Below are 14,015 nucleotides of genomic sequence, written 5' to 3' on the forward strand. Positions count from 1 at the left end.
CCGCCGCCGGTCCTCTTTCCGCTCACGGAGGCTTGCATGTCCGGGCTCGTCAATGTGCTGGTGATGGTCGCCGTCGCCGTGCTGGTGATCGTGCGCCAGTTCAGCGCCCGCCGCGTCAGCGCCGACCGCCGCTGGTGGCTGGTGCCCGTCGTCCTCGGGGTCATGGCGCTGCGCTCGCCGGGTCTGCTGGACGCCAACCACCGCGCCGGATCCGTGGCGCTGCTCGCGGCGGAACTCCTCATAGCCGCCGCGACCGGCGCAGGCTGGGCCTGGACGACCCGCATGTGGACGGAGAGCGACGGCACCGTGTGGAGCAAGAGCACCAAGGCCAGCGGGGCGGCCTGGGCCGCCGGCGTCGCCCTGCGCCTGGGACTCATCGGCCTCGGCGTGCTGCTGGGCATACACCAGAACAGCTCCGCCCTCCTGCTCGGCCTCGCGTGCACGCTGCTCGTCCGCTCCGCGATCCTGGTCGTGCGGGCCCGGTCCCTGCCCCCGGGGGCCGGCCCCGCCGCGGCGTACGGTGACGACATCATCCGCCCGGCCCGGAAGGAACGCGTGTGACGGAGAACGCCTGGACGCGCTGGCCCTCCCGGGAAGCGCTGGGCAGTGAGGGCATCTCCCGGGCCCGGCGCCTGCTCGCCTGGGCGGTGAGGCTCGTCGCGATCGGTGCGCTGCTGTACAGCTCCTTCACCGGCGGCCATGTCCACGGCTGGGGCATCGCCGCCGCCGCAGGGGTCGTCTTGGCGGCCACCGCTGCCGGCTGGGCGTTCTACCGGACCACGCTCGCCCACCGGCTCGTCCCATCCGTCGTCCTGTGTCTGCTGCTCGTGGCGCTCGCCGTCGGCGCGCAGGCCACCGAATTCAAGGTGCCGGCCCTGGTCATCTGGTGCGGCTGCGGCGTGGCCGCGCTGGAGCGGCTGCCCCTCGCGGCGGCGCTGCCCGTCACCTGGCTGTCCTTCCAGGCGTACGCGACCGTCAACAACGACGCGTGGATGACCACGCTCGTCACGACGGCCGGCCTGGCTCTCGGCGGGTACGCCCTGCGGCTGGACGCCGAGGCCCGCGGCAACGCCCAGCGGCTGCTCGCGCAGGAGCGTGCCGCCCGGGCTGCCGAGGCGGAGTCGGCGGCCCTGGCGGAGCGGGCCAGGATCGCCCGGGAGATCCACGACGTGCTCGCCCACAGCCTCTCCGCCCAGCTCGTGCATCTGGAGGCGGCCCGGCTGCTCGTCGAACGCGGCGCCGACCGCGAGCAGATCCTGGAACGGGTCGTGGCGGCCCGCGGCATGGCCAGGGAGGGGCTCGCCGAGACCCGGCAGGCGCTCTCCGCGCTGCGCGGAGAAATGACCCCGGTGGAGGACTTCCTCAGAGAGCTGGTCAGGCAGACCGACGGCGCGGAGGTCACCGTCTCGGGTGACAGCCGACCGCTGCCGGCGGAGGCCTCGCAGGCGGTGCGCAGGGTCGCCCAGGAGGCCCTGACGAACGTCCGTAAGCACGCTCCCGGGGCCAAGGTCGAGGTGCGGCTGGACTACTCCGAGCACGAAGTGGCCCTGCGGGTACGGGACTCGGGGGGCAGAGCGGGGGAGCTGACCGGGTCGGGCGGCGGGTACGGTCTGCTGGGGATGCGGGAGCGGGCCGAGCTGCTGGGCGGATCGCTCGACGCCGGGCCGGGCGAGGAAGGGTTCGTGGTCACGTTGAAGGTGCCGGTATGACCGAGGGGGAGGAGACGGTGTCGGCCCGGGTCGTGGTCGCCGACGACCAGACCGTCGTCCGGGAAGGCATCGTGATGCTGCTGGGCCTGCTGCCCGGTGTCGAGGTCGTCGGCGCGGCGGGAGACGGGGACGAGGCGGTGAGACTCGTAGCGGAACTGGACCCCGACGTGGTGCTGATGGACCTGCGCATGCCCCGCTGCGACGGGGTGGAGGCCACCCGGCGGATCCGCGCGGAGCATCCGCGCACCCAGGTCGTGGTGCTGACGACCTACGCCGACGACGACTCCCTGTTCCCGGCGCTGCGCGCGGGTGCACGCGGCTATCTGACCAAGGACGCGGGCGGGGACGAGATCGTGCGGGCCGTGCACAGTGTGCTGTCCGGCGACGCCGGGCTGTCCCCGAGCATCCAGCGGCGCCTGCTCGAGCGGTTGTCCGGGCCCGAGCCCCGGCAGCAGACGCCTGCCGAGGCACCGCCGGACGGTCTCACCGTGCGGGAGACGGAGGTGCTGCTGCTCATCGCGGAGGGCCTCAGCAACCAGGAGATCGCCCAGAGACTGCACGTGTCCACCGCGACGGTGAAGACCCACATCAACAACCTCTTCGCCAAGACCGGTCTCAAGGACCGCGCGCAGGCAGTGCGTTATGCGTACGCGAAGGGGCTGGCGCGGCCGCCGGCCGGGGGAAGTCACCTGATGGGGTGAAGAGCTGAGGGAAGAAGAGTCAGGGATCTTCCCGTTCTGTCCATCCTTGGACATGCAGTCAAGCAACGGTCGTCCACGCGGGGGCGGTCCAGACGGTTCCGCCGCGCACGAGCAACGCCCCGCCCCCTCTGCCGTCGGCACTCCCGAGGGCGCCCGGCACGACGACCCCTGGTACGACGCGCTCGCCTCGGGGTGGGGCGAGTCGGTCGACGGCACGGCGACGGCCGCCGTCGTGCCGCCCGCGCGCGGGGAGCGCACGCACGTGGCGGCGGCCGACGTCTACCTCGAAGTGCAGCGCAGCGCGGCCTTCCAGGAGGTCCGCAGCCGCTACCGGCGGTTCGTGGTGCCCGCGGTCGCCGGTTTCCTCCTCTGGTACGTCGGCTACGTCGTGGCGGCGACGGCCGCGCCCGCCTTCATGGCACACCGGGTGGTGGGTGCGGTGAACGTGGCGATGGTCGCCGGCCTCGGTCAGTTCCTCAGCACGTTCCTGCTCACCTGGGCCTATGCGCGTCACGCCCGGTTGCGCCGGGACAGGGCCGCGCTGGAACTGCGCTGGGACACCCAGGAGATGACCCGCGGGGCCCGAGGCGGTGCCGTATGACCGGAAACCACCAGACGCTGGCGTTGGCGCTGTTCAGCGTGTTCGTCCTCGTCACGCTGGCGATCACGACCTGGGTGAGCCGCCACCGCCACGGTTCTGCCGAGGAGTTCTACGCCGGGGGTCGGCTCTTCTCCCCGATGGAAAATGGTTTTGCCATTTCCGGCGACTACATGTCGGCCGCTTCCTTCCTCGGCATCTCCGGACTCATCGCGCTGTACGGGTACGACGGCCTGCTGTACTCGGTCGGCTTCCTCGTGGCATGGCTGGTGGTGCTCTTCCTGGTCGCCGAACTGGTCCGCAACTGCGGGCGGTTCACCCTCGCGGACGTGGTCGCGGCCCGTATGCGGGAGCGGCCCGTGCGGATCGCGGCGGGAACCTCCTCGGTCACCGTGTCCGTTCTGTATCTGGTGGCGCAGATGGTGGGCGCGGGCAGTCTGGTCGCCCTGCTGCTGGGGCGTACGAGCGGGGCGGCGCAGTCCTGGACCGTCATCGGTGTGGGCGCACTGATGGTGATCTACGTGTCGTTGGGAGGGATGCGGGCCACCACATGGATCCAGATCGTCAAGGCGGTCATGCTGCTCGGCGGTACGGTCGCACTGACCGTGCTCGTCCTCGTCCGTTTCCACGGCGACTTCGACCGGTTGCTGCTCACGGCCGCAGACCGCAGCGGGCACGGAGACGCCTTCCTGGCCCCCGGGCTGCGCTACGGCGCGAACTGGACCGCCCGGCTGGACTTCATCAGCCTCGGCCTGGCGCTGGTGCTGGGCACGGCCGGACTGCCGCACATCCTGTCCCGCTTCTACACCGTGCCCACGGCCCGGGCCGCCCGCCGCTCGGTGATCTGGTCGATCGGGCTCATCGGCGGTTTCTACCTGATGACCATCGTCCTCGGCTTCGGCGCCGCCGCGATCGTCGGCCCGCAGGCGGTACGGCAGTCCAACGCGGCCGGAAACACGGCGGTGCCGCTGCTGGCGCTCGACCTGGGCGGCGGCCTCGACTCCACGGGAGGCACGGTGCTGTTCGCGGTCGTCACCGCCGTCGCCTTCGCGACGATCCTCGCCGTGGTCGCCGGCATCACGCTGGCCTCGTCCGCCTCCGTCGCCCACGACCTGTACGCCTCGCTGCGCCGCCGTACGGGCAAGCAGCGCAGTGAGGTCGCCGTCGCCCGGGCCGCCGCTGTCGGCATCGGCGTGGTCGCGATCGCCCTCGGGCTGCTCGCCCGTGACCTGAACGTGGCGTTCCTGGTGGGGCTGGCCTTCGCCGTGGCGGCATCCGCGAACCTGCCGGTGCTGCTCTACTCGCTGTTCTGGCGCGGCTTCACCACGCGCGGCGCGGTGTGGGCCGTGTACGGCGGACTGGTCCCCGCCCTACTGCTCGTCATCCTGTCCCCGGTGGTCTCCGGCGGCCCGAACTCCCTCTTCCCGGGCGTCGACTTCCAGTTCTTCCCGTTGGAGAACCCCGGTCTGGTCTCGATCCCGCTGGGCTTCCTCGCCGGCTGGCTGGGTACGGTCACCTCCAGGGAGGTCCCGGACGAGGCCAAGCACGCGGAGACCGAGGTGCGTTCACTGACCGGTGCGGGAGCCGCCTAGGGCTGCCCTTTCACCGGACGCCGGCGCGTCTATTCGGTTGCCGTGGCCGGCGCAGCCCTATAGGAAGATCGCATGCTTAGGGGCAGCAAGGTCGGGCTCAGGGCCCGGCACGAGGAAGACATCCCGGTGCTGCGCGCCGAGCTCCTCGACGACGTGCTCACGTCGGCGCGTGCGGAAGGGCGACCGTGGCGGCCCACGACGCCCGGCGCGGAGGATGCGCGGCTCGTCTCGGACGACAAGGACGAGTCGAATGTCCGTTTCTCCGTCGTGGAGTTGGACGGCGGCACGCTCGTCGGTATGGCGACGCTGTGGGGCATCGACAACCACAGCCGTTCCGCGCACATCGGGCTGGGACTGCTGCCCTCCGCCCGCGGCAAGGGCTACGGCACGGACGTCGTGGCGGTGCTGTGCCACTACGGTTTCGTCGTACGCGGTCTGCAGCGGCTGCAGATCGAGACGCTGGCGGACAACGCCGCGATGCTGCGCTCCGCCGAGCGCAACGGCTTCGTCCGCGAGGGCGTGTTGCGCTCCTCGGCCTGGGTGATGGGCGAGTTCCTGGACGAGGTGCTGCTCGGGCTCCTCGCCCGGGAGTGGAAGCCCGCCGGGCAGGCGTAGGCCGCGCGGATCGCGCGCGAGCACGAGGCGCGGTCAGCGAGTACGACGTAAGGCGGCCCCCTCGGCCGCAAGGGTCAGGTCCCCGGTAACGCGAAACGGGCGAGGGTCTGCCTCTACGGCGCCACCCACGCGTACCGGTGCTCCGGACGGCCCGTGTCGCCGTATTTCAGGGACAGCCGCAGGCGGCCGGCCTGTTCGAGGTGGCGCAGGTAGCGCTGGGCGGTCGAACGGCTCAGACCCGTGCGGACGGCGACCTCGTGGGCCGACAGCGGCTGGTCGGAGCGGTGCAGCACCGAGCAGATCAGGTCCGTGGTGGGCTCCGAGTGACCGCTCGGCAGCCCCGGCGACGACGGCACCGGGGCGGTGCGCAGGGCGCCGAAGATGCGGTCGACCTGCTCCTGGCCGGCGACGCCTCGGCCGCCGACCCGGTCCACGGTGCGGCGCAGGGCGGCGTAGGAGTCCAGGCGGGTCCGCAGCGCGGCGAAGGTGAACGGTTTCACCAGGTAGTGCAGCGCGCCGAGACGCATGGCGGTCTGCACGGTCGTGACGTCGCCGGCCGCCGTGATCATGATGACGTCGGTGCCGTGGCCCTGCTGGCGCATCCGGTGGACGAGTTGCAGGCCCGTCTGGTCGGGCAGGTAGTGGTCGAGCAGCACCAGGTCGATCCCGCCGCGCTCGACGGCGGCCAGGGCCTGGGCAGCGCTGTGTGCGCGGGCGGCCACCCGGAAGCCGGGAACCTTTCCCACGTACTTGGCGTTGATCTCGGCGACACGGAAGTCGTCGTCCACCACCAGGACGTCAATCATCGGGCCTCTTTCTGTCAAGGCCAGGCGGGCGTTACGCCCGTGTTTCGGCTCCGTTGTTGTAGCGCGAGCAAAACGAGCACAACAGTCTGTTGCAAGCAAAAGAAACGCATGTGCTCACAAGACTGCTGCTGTGGCACCCGCCACATCTACGGTCCCGGCCCATGAGCACAGACACCAGCCCCGCCATCGAACTGCGGGGCGCAGGCAAAACCTTCCGGACGCCGTCCGGTGGTCTGCACACGGCCGTCAGGGATCTCGACCTGACTGTCCGGCAAGGCGAGTTCGTGGCCGTCGTCGGCCCCACCGGCTGCGGCAAGTCGACGACGTTGACGCTGGTCAGCGGCCTGGAGGAGCCCAGCGAGGGCGAGGTTCTGGTCGGCGGTGAGCCGGTGCGCGGCGTCGGCGACAAGGTCGGCTTCGTCTTCCAGCAGGACGCCACCTTCCCCTGGCGCACGGTGCTGTCCAACGTCATGGCGGGCCCCCGCTTCCGCGGTGTGCCGAAGGCCGAGGCGAAGGAGAAGGCCCGCGCCTGGCTGGCCCGGGTCGGGCTCGCGGCCTTCGAGGACCGCTATCCGCACCAGCTCTCCGGAGGCCAGCGCAAGCGGGTCGCCCTCGCCGCGACCTTCGTCAACGACCCCGAGATCCTGCTGATGGACGAGCCCTTCTCCGCGCTCGACGTGCAGACCCGGGCCCTGATGTCCGACGAGCTGCTGGAGCTGTGGGAGGGCACGCGTGCCTCCGTCGTCTTCGTCACGCACGACCTGGAGGAGTCCATCGCCCTGGCCGACCGGGTCGTCGTGATGACGGCCGGTCCCGCCACCGTCAAGCAGGTCTTCGACATCGACCTGCCGCGGCCCCGCAAGGTCGAGGAGGTGCGCCTCGAACCGCGCTTCCTGGAGATCTACCGGGAGATCTGGGAGTGCCTCGGCGAAGAGGTGCGCATCACCCGTGAGAGGGGCGCCGCTCATGTCGCCTGAGGTGCTCAGCACGCCGGTCGTCGACACGGCCAAGACCCCGGACCGCGCGCACTCACGCGCGCGTGCCGCCCGCAGACGCAAAGTCGTCGTCACGGCCGTCCGTGCCCTGCTGCTGGTCGCGGTGCTCGGTCTGTGGGAGGCGTTCTCCCGCGCCAAGGTCATCGATCCGTTCAACTTCTCGATGCCCTCGCAGATCTGGGACCAGATCTCCACCTGGGTCCTGCACGGGACGGCGCTCGGCTCCCTCGGCGAGCAGATCTGGTACACCCTCTACGAGGCGCTCGTCGGATGGGTCGTCGGAGTCATCGCCGGTGTGGTGCTCGGTATCGCCCTCGGACGGATCGCCTTCCTCGCCGATGTCCTTGGTCCATACATCAAGGTGCTCAACTCGATACCCAGGATCGTCCTGGCCCCGATCTTCGTGATCTGGTTCGGCCTCGGCCCGGTCTCGAAGGTGGCCTCCGCCGTCGTCCTGGTCTTCTTCCCGGTGTTCTTCAACGCCTTCCAGGGCGCCCGCGAGGTCGACCGCAACCTCGTGGCCAACGCCCGGATCCTCGGTGCGAGCAACCGCCGGGTGACCCTTCAGGTGGTCATCCCGTCGGCGACGTCCTGGATCTTCACCAGCCTGCACGTCAGCTTCGGCTTCGCCCTCATCGGCGCCATCGTCGGCGAGTACATCGGCGCGACCAAGGGCATCGGCCTGCTCGTCGCGCAGTCGCAGGGCACCTTCAACGCCGCCGGTGTGTATGCGGCGATGGTGATCCTGGCCGTCGTCGCCCTCCTCGCCGAGGGGCTGCTGACCTTCGCCGAGCGGCGCATCTTCCGCTGGAAGCCGTCGCGCTCCGACAGCTGACGCCGGTCCGTCACCGCCCCTCCCACGCCCCTGCGCCTCTCTCCCCGCGCCCCTGCGCCTCTCTCCCTCCCCGCCGCCCGGCCCACTTCCAAGGACGTGAACCCTCATGCGCAAGAACCCTCGTCGGATCGCCAGATACGCCTCCCTGGCCACCGCCGGCCTGCTCGCCCTCACCTCGCTCACCGCCTGCGCCAACGACGCCGCCGACACCTCCGCCGCCGCGGGCAGCAAGGGTGACGGCAAGGGCGTGAAGGTCAAGATCATGGTCGGCGGCCTGGACAAGGTCATCTACCTGCCGGCGATGCTCACCCAGCGCCTCGGCTACTTCGACGCCGAGGGCCTGGACGTGGAGCTGCTGAGCGAGCCGGCCGGTGTGCAGGCCGAGACCGCGCTCGTCTCCGGCCAGGTCCAGGGCGCCGTCGGCTTCTACGACCACACGCTCGACCTGCAGGTGAAGGGCAAGTCCGTCGAGTCCGTCGTGCAGTTCTCGCACGCGCCGGGCGAGGTGGAGGTCGTCTCCACCAAGGCCGAGAAGGACATCACCTCGCCCAAGGACTTCAAGGGCAAGAAGCTCGGCGTCACGGGTCTCGGCTCCTCCACCGACTTCCTCACCAAGTACCTGGCGGTCACCAACGGGGTGAAGGTCAGCGACTTCACGCCGGTCGCCGTCGGTGCCGGACCGACCTTCATCTCCGCCCTCCAGCAGGGCGCGATCGACGGCGGCATGACGACCGACCCCACGGTCGCGACCATCCTGGACAAGAACGCCGGGAAGGTGCTGATCGACATGCGTACGCCCGAGGGCTCGCAGGCGGCGCTCGGCGGTCCGTACCCGTCGTCCAGTCTGTACATGCAGACGGACTGGGTGAACGGCCACAAGGACACCGTCCAGAAGTTGGCCAATGCATTCGTCAAGACGCTCAAGTGGATGTCCACCCACAGCGCCTCCGAGATCGCCGACAAGATGCCCGCCGACTACTCGAAGGGCAACAAGGTCCTGTACGCCGCCGCCATCAAGAGCACGCTGCCGATGTTCACCAAGGACGGCGTGATGCCGGCGAAGGGCCCCGAGACCGTCGAGAAGGTGCTCAAGGCGTTCAACCCCACCATCAAGAACGCCAAGGTCGACCTCGCCAAGACCTACACGACCGAGTTCGTGGAGAAGGCGGTCGGCTGACGACCGGGAGCAGCGCCACCGGGGATCGAGAAGGCCGGGGGCCGTGCCCGTACTCCTGTGCGGGCACGGCCCCTTCCATCGCCCCACGGCCGTGCCTCAGGCGCGGGTCGCCCACACGTAACGGTGTTCCGGGCGGCCCGCGTCGCCGTACTTCAGCGTCAGCCGCGCGCGTCCGGTGCGCTCCAGCAGCTTCAGATAGCGTTGCGCGGTCTGCCGGCTCAGTCCCGTCCGCTCGGCGATCTCCTGGGCCGACAGCGGCCCGTCGGCGTTCATCAGCGCCTGCCGGACCAGTTCCGCCGTGCTCGGTGAGTGCCCCTTGGGCAGCCCCGGCTCCGACGACGCGGACAGCGCGCCGAAGATCCGGTCCACGTCCGCCTGCTCCGCCTCGCCGCCGCCGTCCAGCCTGCGGCGCAGCTCCGCGTACGCCTCCAGCTTGGCGCGCAGGCCCGCGAAGGCGAACGGCTTGACCAGGTACTGCAGCGCGCCCTGCCGCATCGCCGCCTGTACCGTCGCGATGTCCCGCGCCGCCGTCACCATGATCACGTCCGTCTGGTGGCCGCGCCGCCGCATCTCCGAGACGACCTCCAGACCCGTCTCGTCGGGCAGGTAGTGGTCCATGAGGACGAGGTCCAGGCGGGGCAGCTCCTCCACCTGCCGCAGCGCCTCCGCCGCGCTGTGCGCCTCACCGGCGACGTGGAAACCGGGCACCTTCGCCACGTAGGCGGAGTTGACCCGGACGACCCGGGCGTCGTCGTCCACGACCAGGACCTCGATCATCGCGCGTCCTCCTCGACGGCCGTGTCCGCCGGCGCGGCCGCCCGGGCGGGCTGCAGCTCCAGGTCGGGCTCGGCCAGCGCCTCCGGCAGCACGATCGTGAACTGCGCGCCCCCGCCCTCCGCCTCGGCCACCGTCGCGCTGCCGCCCTGCCGTTCCGCCAGCCGGCGCACCAGGGAGAGTCCGATGCCGCGCTTGCCGTGCGCCGGCGGCTTCTTGGTGGACCAGCCCTCCGTGAACACCAGCTCCCGCTGCTCCTCCGGGACACCGGGCCCGGTGTCCCGGACGCGCAGCACCGCGGTGCGGTCCTCGACGCGCAGTTCGACCTCCACGCGCGCGTGTGGCGTTCCCGCGACGGCGTCGAGCGCGTTGTCGACCAGGTTCCCCACGATCGTCACGAGCCCCCGCGGGTCCACCAGGCGGTCCGGCAACCGGGTGCGGTCCGAGATCCACAGGGCGACGCCGCGCTCGGCCGCCACGGTCGCCTTCCCCACCAGCAGGGCGGCGAGCAGCGGGTCCTGGATCTTCTCCGTGACCTGCTCCGCGGTCGCCCGGTGGTCGCCGACGACCTCCCCGACGAACTCCACGGCGTCGTCGTACATCTCCAGTTCCAGCAGGCCGAGCAGGGTGTGCATGCGGTTGGCGTGCTCGTGGTCCTGGGCACGCAGCGCGTCGATCAGACCGCGCGTCGAGTCCAGTTCGCGGCCCAGCTGCTCCAGCTCGGTGCGGTCGCGCAGGGTGGCCACCGCGCCGCCGTCGTCCGTGGGCATCCGGTTGGCCACCAGCACCCGGTGCCCGCGCACGGTGAGCAGATCGGTGCCGGTGACCCGTCCGGCCAGCACGTCGGCCGTACGTCCCTCGCCGAGCGCCTCGTCGGGGGAGCGCCCCACCACCTCCTCACCGACGCCCAGCAGGCGCTGCGCCTCGTCGTTGAGCAGCCGGACGCGGCCGGCGCGGTCCAGGGCGACGACGCCCTCGCGGATGCCGTGCAGCATCGCCTCGCGCTCGGCGAGCAGCGCCGAGATGTCGGAGAACGCCAGGTCCCGTGTCTGCCGCTGGACGCGCCGCGAGATGAACCAGGCGGCCAGCGCGCCCACGGCCAGCGCCCCGCCGGCGTAGGCGAGCAGGCCGGGGATCGCGCTGATCAGCCGCGCCCGCACACTGTCGTAGGCGATACCGACGGACACCGCCCCGATGATGTGCCCGCTCGCGTCGCGCAAGGGCACCTTGCCGCGGGCGGAACGGCCGAGGGTGCCGTTGTCTATCTCCATGACCTCCTGGCCGGCCAGCGCGTCGCGGGGATCGGTCGAGACGTGCCGGCCGATCTGCTTCGTGTCGGTGTGCGACCAGCGGTAGCCGTGCTCGTTCATGATCACGACGTACTCGGCATGGGTGGCCTTGCGAATGCGCTCCGCCTCCGCCTGCACCGGGCCGTGGACGCTGGGCGCGGTGGTCTGCAGGTCCTTCGCGATCTGCGGCTGCTGCGCGGTGGTCTGCGCGATGGCGAGGGCACGGCGCATCGCCTGGTCGTCCAGCTGGTGGCTGAGCGGCGCGAGGAACAGCCCGGTCGCCAGCACCGCGACGCCCGCGGCGATCGCCACCTGCATCAGCAGCACCTGCGAGAACACCCGCCGCGGCAGCCCGAGGCGCAGACGGCGTGCGGGGGGAGTGGGGCTCATACCCATGACGGTACGTGGCGGGGACGGCTGAACCGTAGGGGGTGTGGCCTGGATCTCTTGACCCGCGCTTGACCTGACCCTTGATCGCAGATCTTCACTGAACGAATCAAGGCAGATGGTTGACGCGATCAATCATGAGTCGGCCAGATGCTCAGGACGAAGTCGGGGCGGGACCCTCAGCCGCCCGTCGCCGTCAGCTCCTCCACGGCCACGACGTCCATCCGGGCCGGCGTGCCCAGCACCGCGGTCCCGCAGCTCTCGGGGCGCGGCGGCAGCCCCTCGCCCTGGTCGACGGCGACCCGCCAGCGGCGGCCGTCGACGTGGGCGACGAGCACCTCCCAGTGCGGTGCCGCACCGTCCGTCCGCACGACGCGCAGCGCCTGCGCGGCGTACTCGCCCACGACGCTGCGCACGGCCAGCTCGGCCGCCTGACCCGGCCGCTCCCAGGCGGACGCGCCCCGGCAGCCCTCGACCACGATCCGGCCCTCCTGGACGCCGTGCAGCACCTCCTTGACGGCGTGCGCCTGCGCCCGGCCGTAGGCGTAGCCGTACGGCAGCACGAGCACCGTCGGCGAGAAACGATGTCCACCCAGATGGGTGACCTCCCAGACGCCCGCCACGCCGGAGGCCGTGAGCTCGGCGGCGAGGGGCCGGCCGAGCAGCGCGCAGCACCGGTCGCGCTTGCCGTTGGTGCACACCAGTGCCAGCGGTCCGCCGGTGTTCGGGCCGCCGTCGAGAACGGTGTCGAAGCCGGTGTGGTCGCCCTGGCCGAGCGCGGTGAAGTCCAGGTCGAGCAGGCGGTGCGGGGCGGTGAGTGCGGCGCCGTGCAGCCACACGTTCCCGGGGACCGTGTGGGCGGCGTACACCTGCCGTACGTCCGGCGTGCCGAGGTCGGCGTGGCGGCCCGGGCGCCGGATCAGTGCGATGCGGACACCGGTGCCCTCGGCGGCCGCTTCCAGGGCGCGGCCCAGCGCCGGGTCCAGGTGGCTGGAAACGAGCGCCTTGGCGCCCCACGGGCCGGGCTGCTCCAGCAGCAGCCAGGTCGTCGCCGTGGCCGCGGTTCCGGAAACGGGCTCGTCGAGGGCCCGCGAGACGGTCGCGCACGTACTCACAGAGGTGAGCCTAACCTGACTTCGCATGGCGTGACTTCCGGCCGCGTCCGTGTCCTGGTCCGGCCGAGTACCCGCGGGTTCACTCCGGCAACGGCTGTGGCGGTTTCGGCCCCACGTAGTGCCCGCTCGGGCGCATCCGCAGCGGGCGCTCCGCGTACTCCTCCAGGGCGTGCGCGATCCAGCCGGCGATACGGGCCACCGCGAAGATCGTCTCGCCGGCCGTGGGCGGCATCCCGTGGGCGACGGTGAACACGGCCAGCGCCAGGTCGACGTTGGCGTGCAGCGGGGCGTGGCGGGCGGTGGTGGCCACGATGTCGCGGGCGGCGGCCAGGGCGGGCTCGGCCTGCGGGACCTGTTCCAGCAGGGCGAACAGGGCACGCGCGCGTGGGTCCTCGCCGGGGTAGAGCCGGTGGCCCAGCCCGGGGACACGACGCCCCGCGCGCAGCTCCTCCGCGATCACCGGACCGGCGTTGCCCTCGTCGAGCACTTCCTGCAGCAGCCGGTGGGCGAGCCCGCTGGCCGCGCCGTGCAGGGGCCCCTCGATGACGCCGAGGCCCGCGGAGACGGCCGCGTAGGCGTGCGCGCGGGCCGAGGCGGCGACGCGGACGGCGAGCGTGGAGGCGGCCAGGTCGTGGTCGACGAGGAGACAGAGCGCGGCGTCCAGGGTGCGCAGGGAGGCCTCGTCGGGTTCCCGGACGGTGAGCGCGGCCCACAGGCGGTGGGCCAGCGGCCCGGTCCCGAGGGGGGAGCGGTGCGCGGGGGCGAGGGCGGCGACCAGCGTGGGGATGAGGATCCGCGCGGTGCCGAGCACGGCTTCCTCGGAGAGGTCGAAACGCAGGGGATCCTCGGCGGCCGCGGCGATCGCTGCGACCCGCAACCGGTCGGCCGGGCCGGCGTGTTCGGGCAGGGAGCGCACGGCGTGGCGGGCCGCCGCAACGGACGCCTCCGGGGCCTTGAACGTGACACCGGGGCGCAGCCGGCCGGTCCACAGCCACTCGGCGATCTCCTCGTAGGAGTACCGGGCGGCCAGGTCGGTCGCGTCGACGCCGCGGAAGTAGTAGCGGTCCTTCTCGATCAGGGTGATCCGGGTGCGGACGGACAGCTCGCCACCGGACCCCGAACCGCCTGCGCTCTCGCGCCTGTTGCTGTTGCGCCGGGCGAGCGCCTCGACCTCCGCGGCGTCGAAGCTGCTGCCCCGCCCGCCGGGAGCGCGGCGGCTGCTGAGCTGACCGCGACTCACGTACGCGTACACGGTCTCGGGCTTCACGCCCAGGAGTTCGGCGGCCTCCTTGGTGGTCAGTCGCCGTCCCGGATGGCCGGGGTGGGGTTCATGGTCACGCATGGGGGTCACCGTAGCCGTCCCCTCTCCACATTGATCGAATCAATATTGACAGTAACTAAGTCAAGCATAGACAGTCGAAT

14 protein-coding genes are annotated in these 14,015 nt (G+C 71.6%); 9 read left to right on the forward strand and 5 right to left on the reverse strand.

Annotation, left to right across the window (positions count from 1 at the left end):
• Positions 1-36 precede the first annotated feature (36 nt).
• The 6 genes from ACZ64A_RS00380 to ACZ64A_RS00405 all read left to right on the forward strand — a co-directional run bounded on the left by ACZ64A_RS00380 (position 37) and on the right by ACZ64A_RS00405 (position 5,215).
• The gene (locus tag ACZ64A_RS00380; protein WP_469807181.1) at positions 37-561 is read left to right on the forward strand and encodes a DUF1453 domain-containing protein; all 525 of its coding nucleotides are present in this window, start codon (positions 37-39) and stop codon (positions 559-561) included.
• On the forward strand, positions 558-1,709 hold the full coding sequence (locus ACZ64A_RS00385) for a sensor histidine kinase (RefSeq protein WP_469807183.1): 1,152 nt from the start codon (positions 558-560) through the stop codon (positions 1,707-1,709). The genes ACZ64A_RS00380 and ACZ64A_RS00385 overlap by 4 nt, the downstream gene beginning before the upstream one ends.
• Complete coding sequence (locus ACZ64A_RS00390; protein WP_469807185.1) at positions 1,706-2,410, forward strand: response regulator transcription factor; 705 nt, start codon at positions 1,706-1,708, stop codon at positions 2,408-2,410. Before ACZ64A_RS00385 ends, ACZ64A_RS00390 begins: the two co-directional genes overlap by 4 nt.
• A 52-nt stretch (positions 2,411-2,462) precedes the next feature.
• Positions 2,463-3,011: a DUF485 domain-containing protein gene (locus tag ACZ64A_RS00395; protein ID WP_469807187.1), complete on the forward strand. Its 549-nt coding sequence runs from the start codon at positions 2,463-2,465 to the stop codon at positions 3,009-3,011.
• Positions 3,008-4,600, forward strand: coding sequence for a solute symporter family protein (locus ACZ64A_RS00400; protein WP_469807189.1), 1,593 nt, complete (start codon positions 3,008-3,010; stop codon positions 4,598-4,600). The genes ACZ64A_RS00395 and ACZ64A_RS00400 overlap by 4 nt, the downstream gene beginning before the upstream one ends.
• A gap of 72 nt (positions 4,601-4,672) precedes the next feature.
• On the forward strand, positions 4,673-5,215 hold the full coding sequence (locus ACZ64A_RS00405; protein ID WP_469807191.1) for a GNAT family N-acetyltransferase: 543 nt from the start codon (positions 4,673-4,675) through the stop codon (positions 5,213-5,215).
• Positions 5,216-5,328: 113 nt separating this feature from the next.
• On the opposite strand, the gene ACZ64A_RS00410 is transcribed toward ACZ64A_RS00405, so the two are convergent.
• Complete coding sequence (locus tag ACZ64A_RS00410; protein WP_469807193.1) at positions 5,329-6,021, reverse strand: response regulator; 693 nt, start codon at positions 6,019-6,021, stop codon at positions 5,329-5,331.
• Between the two features lie 161 nt (positions 6,022-6,182).
• Here ACZ64A_RS00410 and ACZ64A_RS00415 point away from each other — a divergent pair, with 161 nt between their 5' ends.
• From ACZ64A_RS00415 to ACZ64A_RS00425, 3 genes are all read left to right on the forward strand, one after another.
• Positions 6,183-6,998 carry an ABC transporter ATP-binding protein gene (locus tag ACZ64A_RS00415; protein WP_469807194.1) on the forward strand — a complete coding sequence of 272 codons (816 nt, stop codon included), beginning with the start codon at positions 6,183-6,185 and terminating at the stop codon, positions 6,996-6,998.
• Positions 6,988-7,851 (forward strand): ABC transporter permease, encoded by an 864-nt coding sequence (locus tag ACZ64A_RS00420; protein ID WP_469807196.1) that lies wholly within the window; start codon positions 6,988-6,990, stop codon positions 7,849-7,851. Before ACZ64A_RS00415 ends, ACZ64A_RS00420 begins: the two co-directional genes overlap by 11 nt.
• Before the next feature lie 106 nt (positions 7,852-7,957).
• Entirely contained in the window at positions 7,958-9,028 is a 1,071-nt protein-coding gene (locus ACZ64A_RS00425; protein WP_469807198.1) for an ABC transporter substrate-binding protein, read from the forward strand.
• A gap of 96 nt (positions 9,029-9,124) precedes the next feature.
• On the opposite strand, the gene ACZ64A_RS00430 is transcribed toward ACZ64A_RS00425, so the two are convergent.
• The 4 genes from ACZ64A_RS00430 to ACZ64A_RS00445 form a co-directional block, all read right to left on the reverse strand.
• A complete protein-coding gene (locus ACZ64A_RS00430; protein WP_469807200.1) occupies positions 9,125-9,805 on the reverse strand; it encodes a response regulator in 681 nt (226 codons plus the stop codon).
• A complete protein-coding gene (locus ACZ64A_RS00435; RefSeq protein WP_469807202.1) occupies positions 9,802-11,481 on the reverse strand; it encodes an ATP-binding protein in 1,680 nt (559 codons plus the stop codon). Before ACZ64A_RS00435 ends, ACZ64A_RS00430 begins: the two co-directional genes overlap by 4 nt.
• A gap of 176 nt (positions 11,482-11,657) precedes the next feature.
• A complete protein-coding gene (locus ACZ64A_RS00440) occupies positions 11,658-12,593 on the reverse strand; it encodes a sucrase ferredoxin (protein ID WP_469807204.1) in 936 nt (311 codons plus the stop codon).
• A gap of 79 nt (positions 12,594-12,672) precedes the next feature.
• Positions 12,673-13,935 (reverse strand): citrate/2-methylcitrate synthase, encoded by a 1,263-nt coding sequence (locus tag ACZ64A_RS00445; protein WP_469807205.1) that lies wholly within the window; start codon positions 13,933-13,935, stop codon positions 12,673-12,675.
• Positions 13,936-14,015: the final 80 nt, after the last annotated feature.

The organism is Streptomyces sp. NPDC104814 (genome assembly GCF_055583185.1).

Coding starts and splice junctions, on each gene's coding strand:
- ACZ64A_RS00380 (WP_469807181.1), top strand. CDS start 37: ATGTCCGGGCTCGTCAATGTGCTGGTGATGGTCGCCGTCGCCGTGCTG.
- ACZ64A_RS00390 (WP_469807185.1), top strand. CDS start 1,706: ATGACCGAGGGGGAGGAGACGGTGTCGGCCCGGGTCGTGGTCGCCGAC.
- ACZ64A_RS00395 (WP_469807187.1), top strand. CDS start 2,463: ATGCAGTCAAGCAACGGTCGTCCACGCGGGGGCGGTCCAGACGGTTCC.
- ACZ64A_RS00400 (WP_469807189.1), top strand. CDS start 3,008: ATGACCGGAAACCACCAGACGCTGGCGTTGGCGCTGTTCAGCGTGTTC.
- ACZ64A_RS00405 (WP_469807191.1), top strand. CDS start 4,673: ATGCTTAGGGGCAGCAAGGTCGGGCTCAGGGCCCGGCACGAGGAAGAC.
- ACZ64A_RS00410 (WP_469807193.1), bottom strand. CDS start 6,021: ATGATTGACGTCCTGGTGGTGGACGACGACTTCCGTGTCGCCGAGATC.
- ACZ64A_RS00415 (WP_469807194.1), top strand. CDS start 6,183: ATGAGCACAGACACCAGCCCCGCCATCGAACTGCGGGGCGCAGGCAAA.
- ACZ64A_RS00420 (WP_469807196.1), top strand. CDS start 6,988: ATGTCGCCTGAGGTGCTCAGCACGCCGGTCGTCGACACGGCCAAGACC.
- ACZ64A_RS00425 (WP_469807198.1), top strand. CDS start 7,958: ATGCGCAAGAACCCTCGTCGGATCGCCAGATACGCCTCCCTGGCCACC.
- ACZ64A_RS00430 (WP_469807200.1), bottom strand. CDS start 9,805: ATGATCGAGGTCCTGGTCGTGGACGACGACGCCCGGGTCGTCCGGGTC.
- ACZ64A_RS00435 (WP_469807202.1), bottom strand. CDS start 11,481: ATGAGCCCCACTCCCCCCGCACGCCGTCTGCGCCTCGGGCTGCCGCGG.
- ACZ64A_RS00445 (WP_469807205.1), bottom strand. CDS start 13,935: ATGCGTGACCATGAACCCCACCCCGGCCATCCGGGACGGCGACTGACC.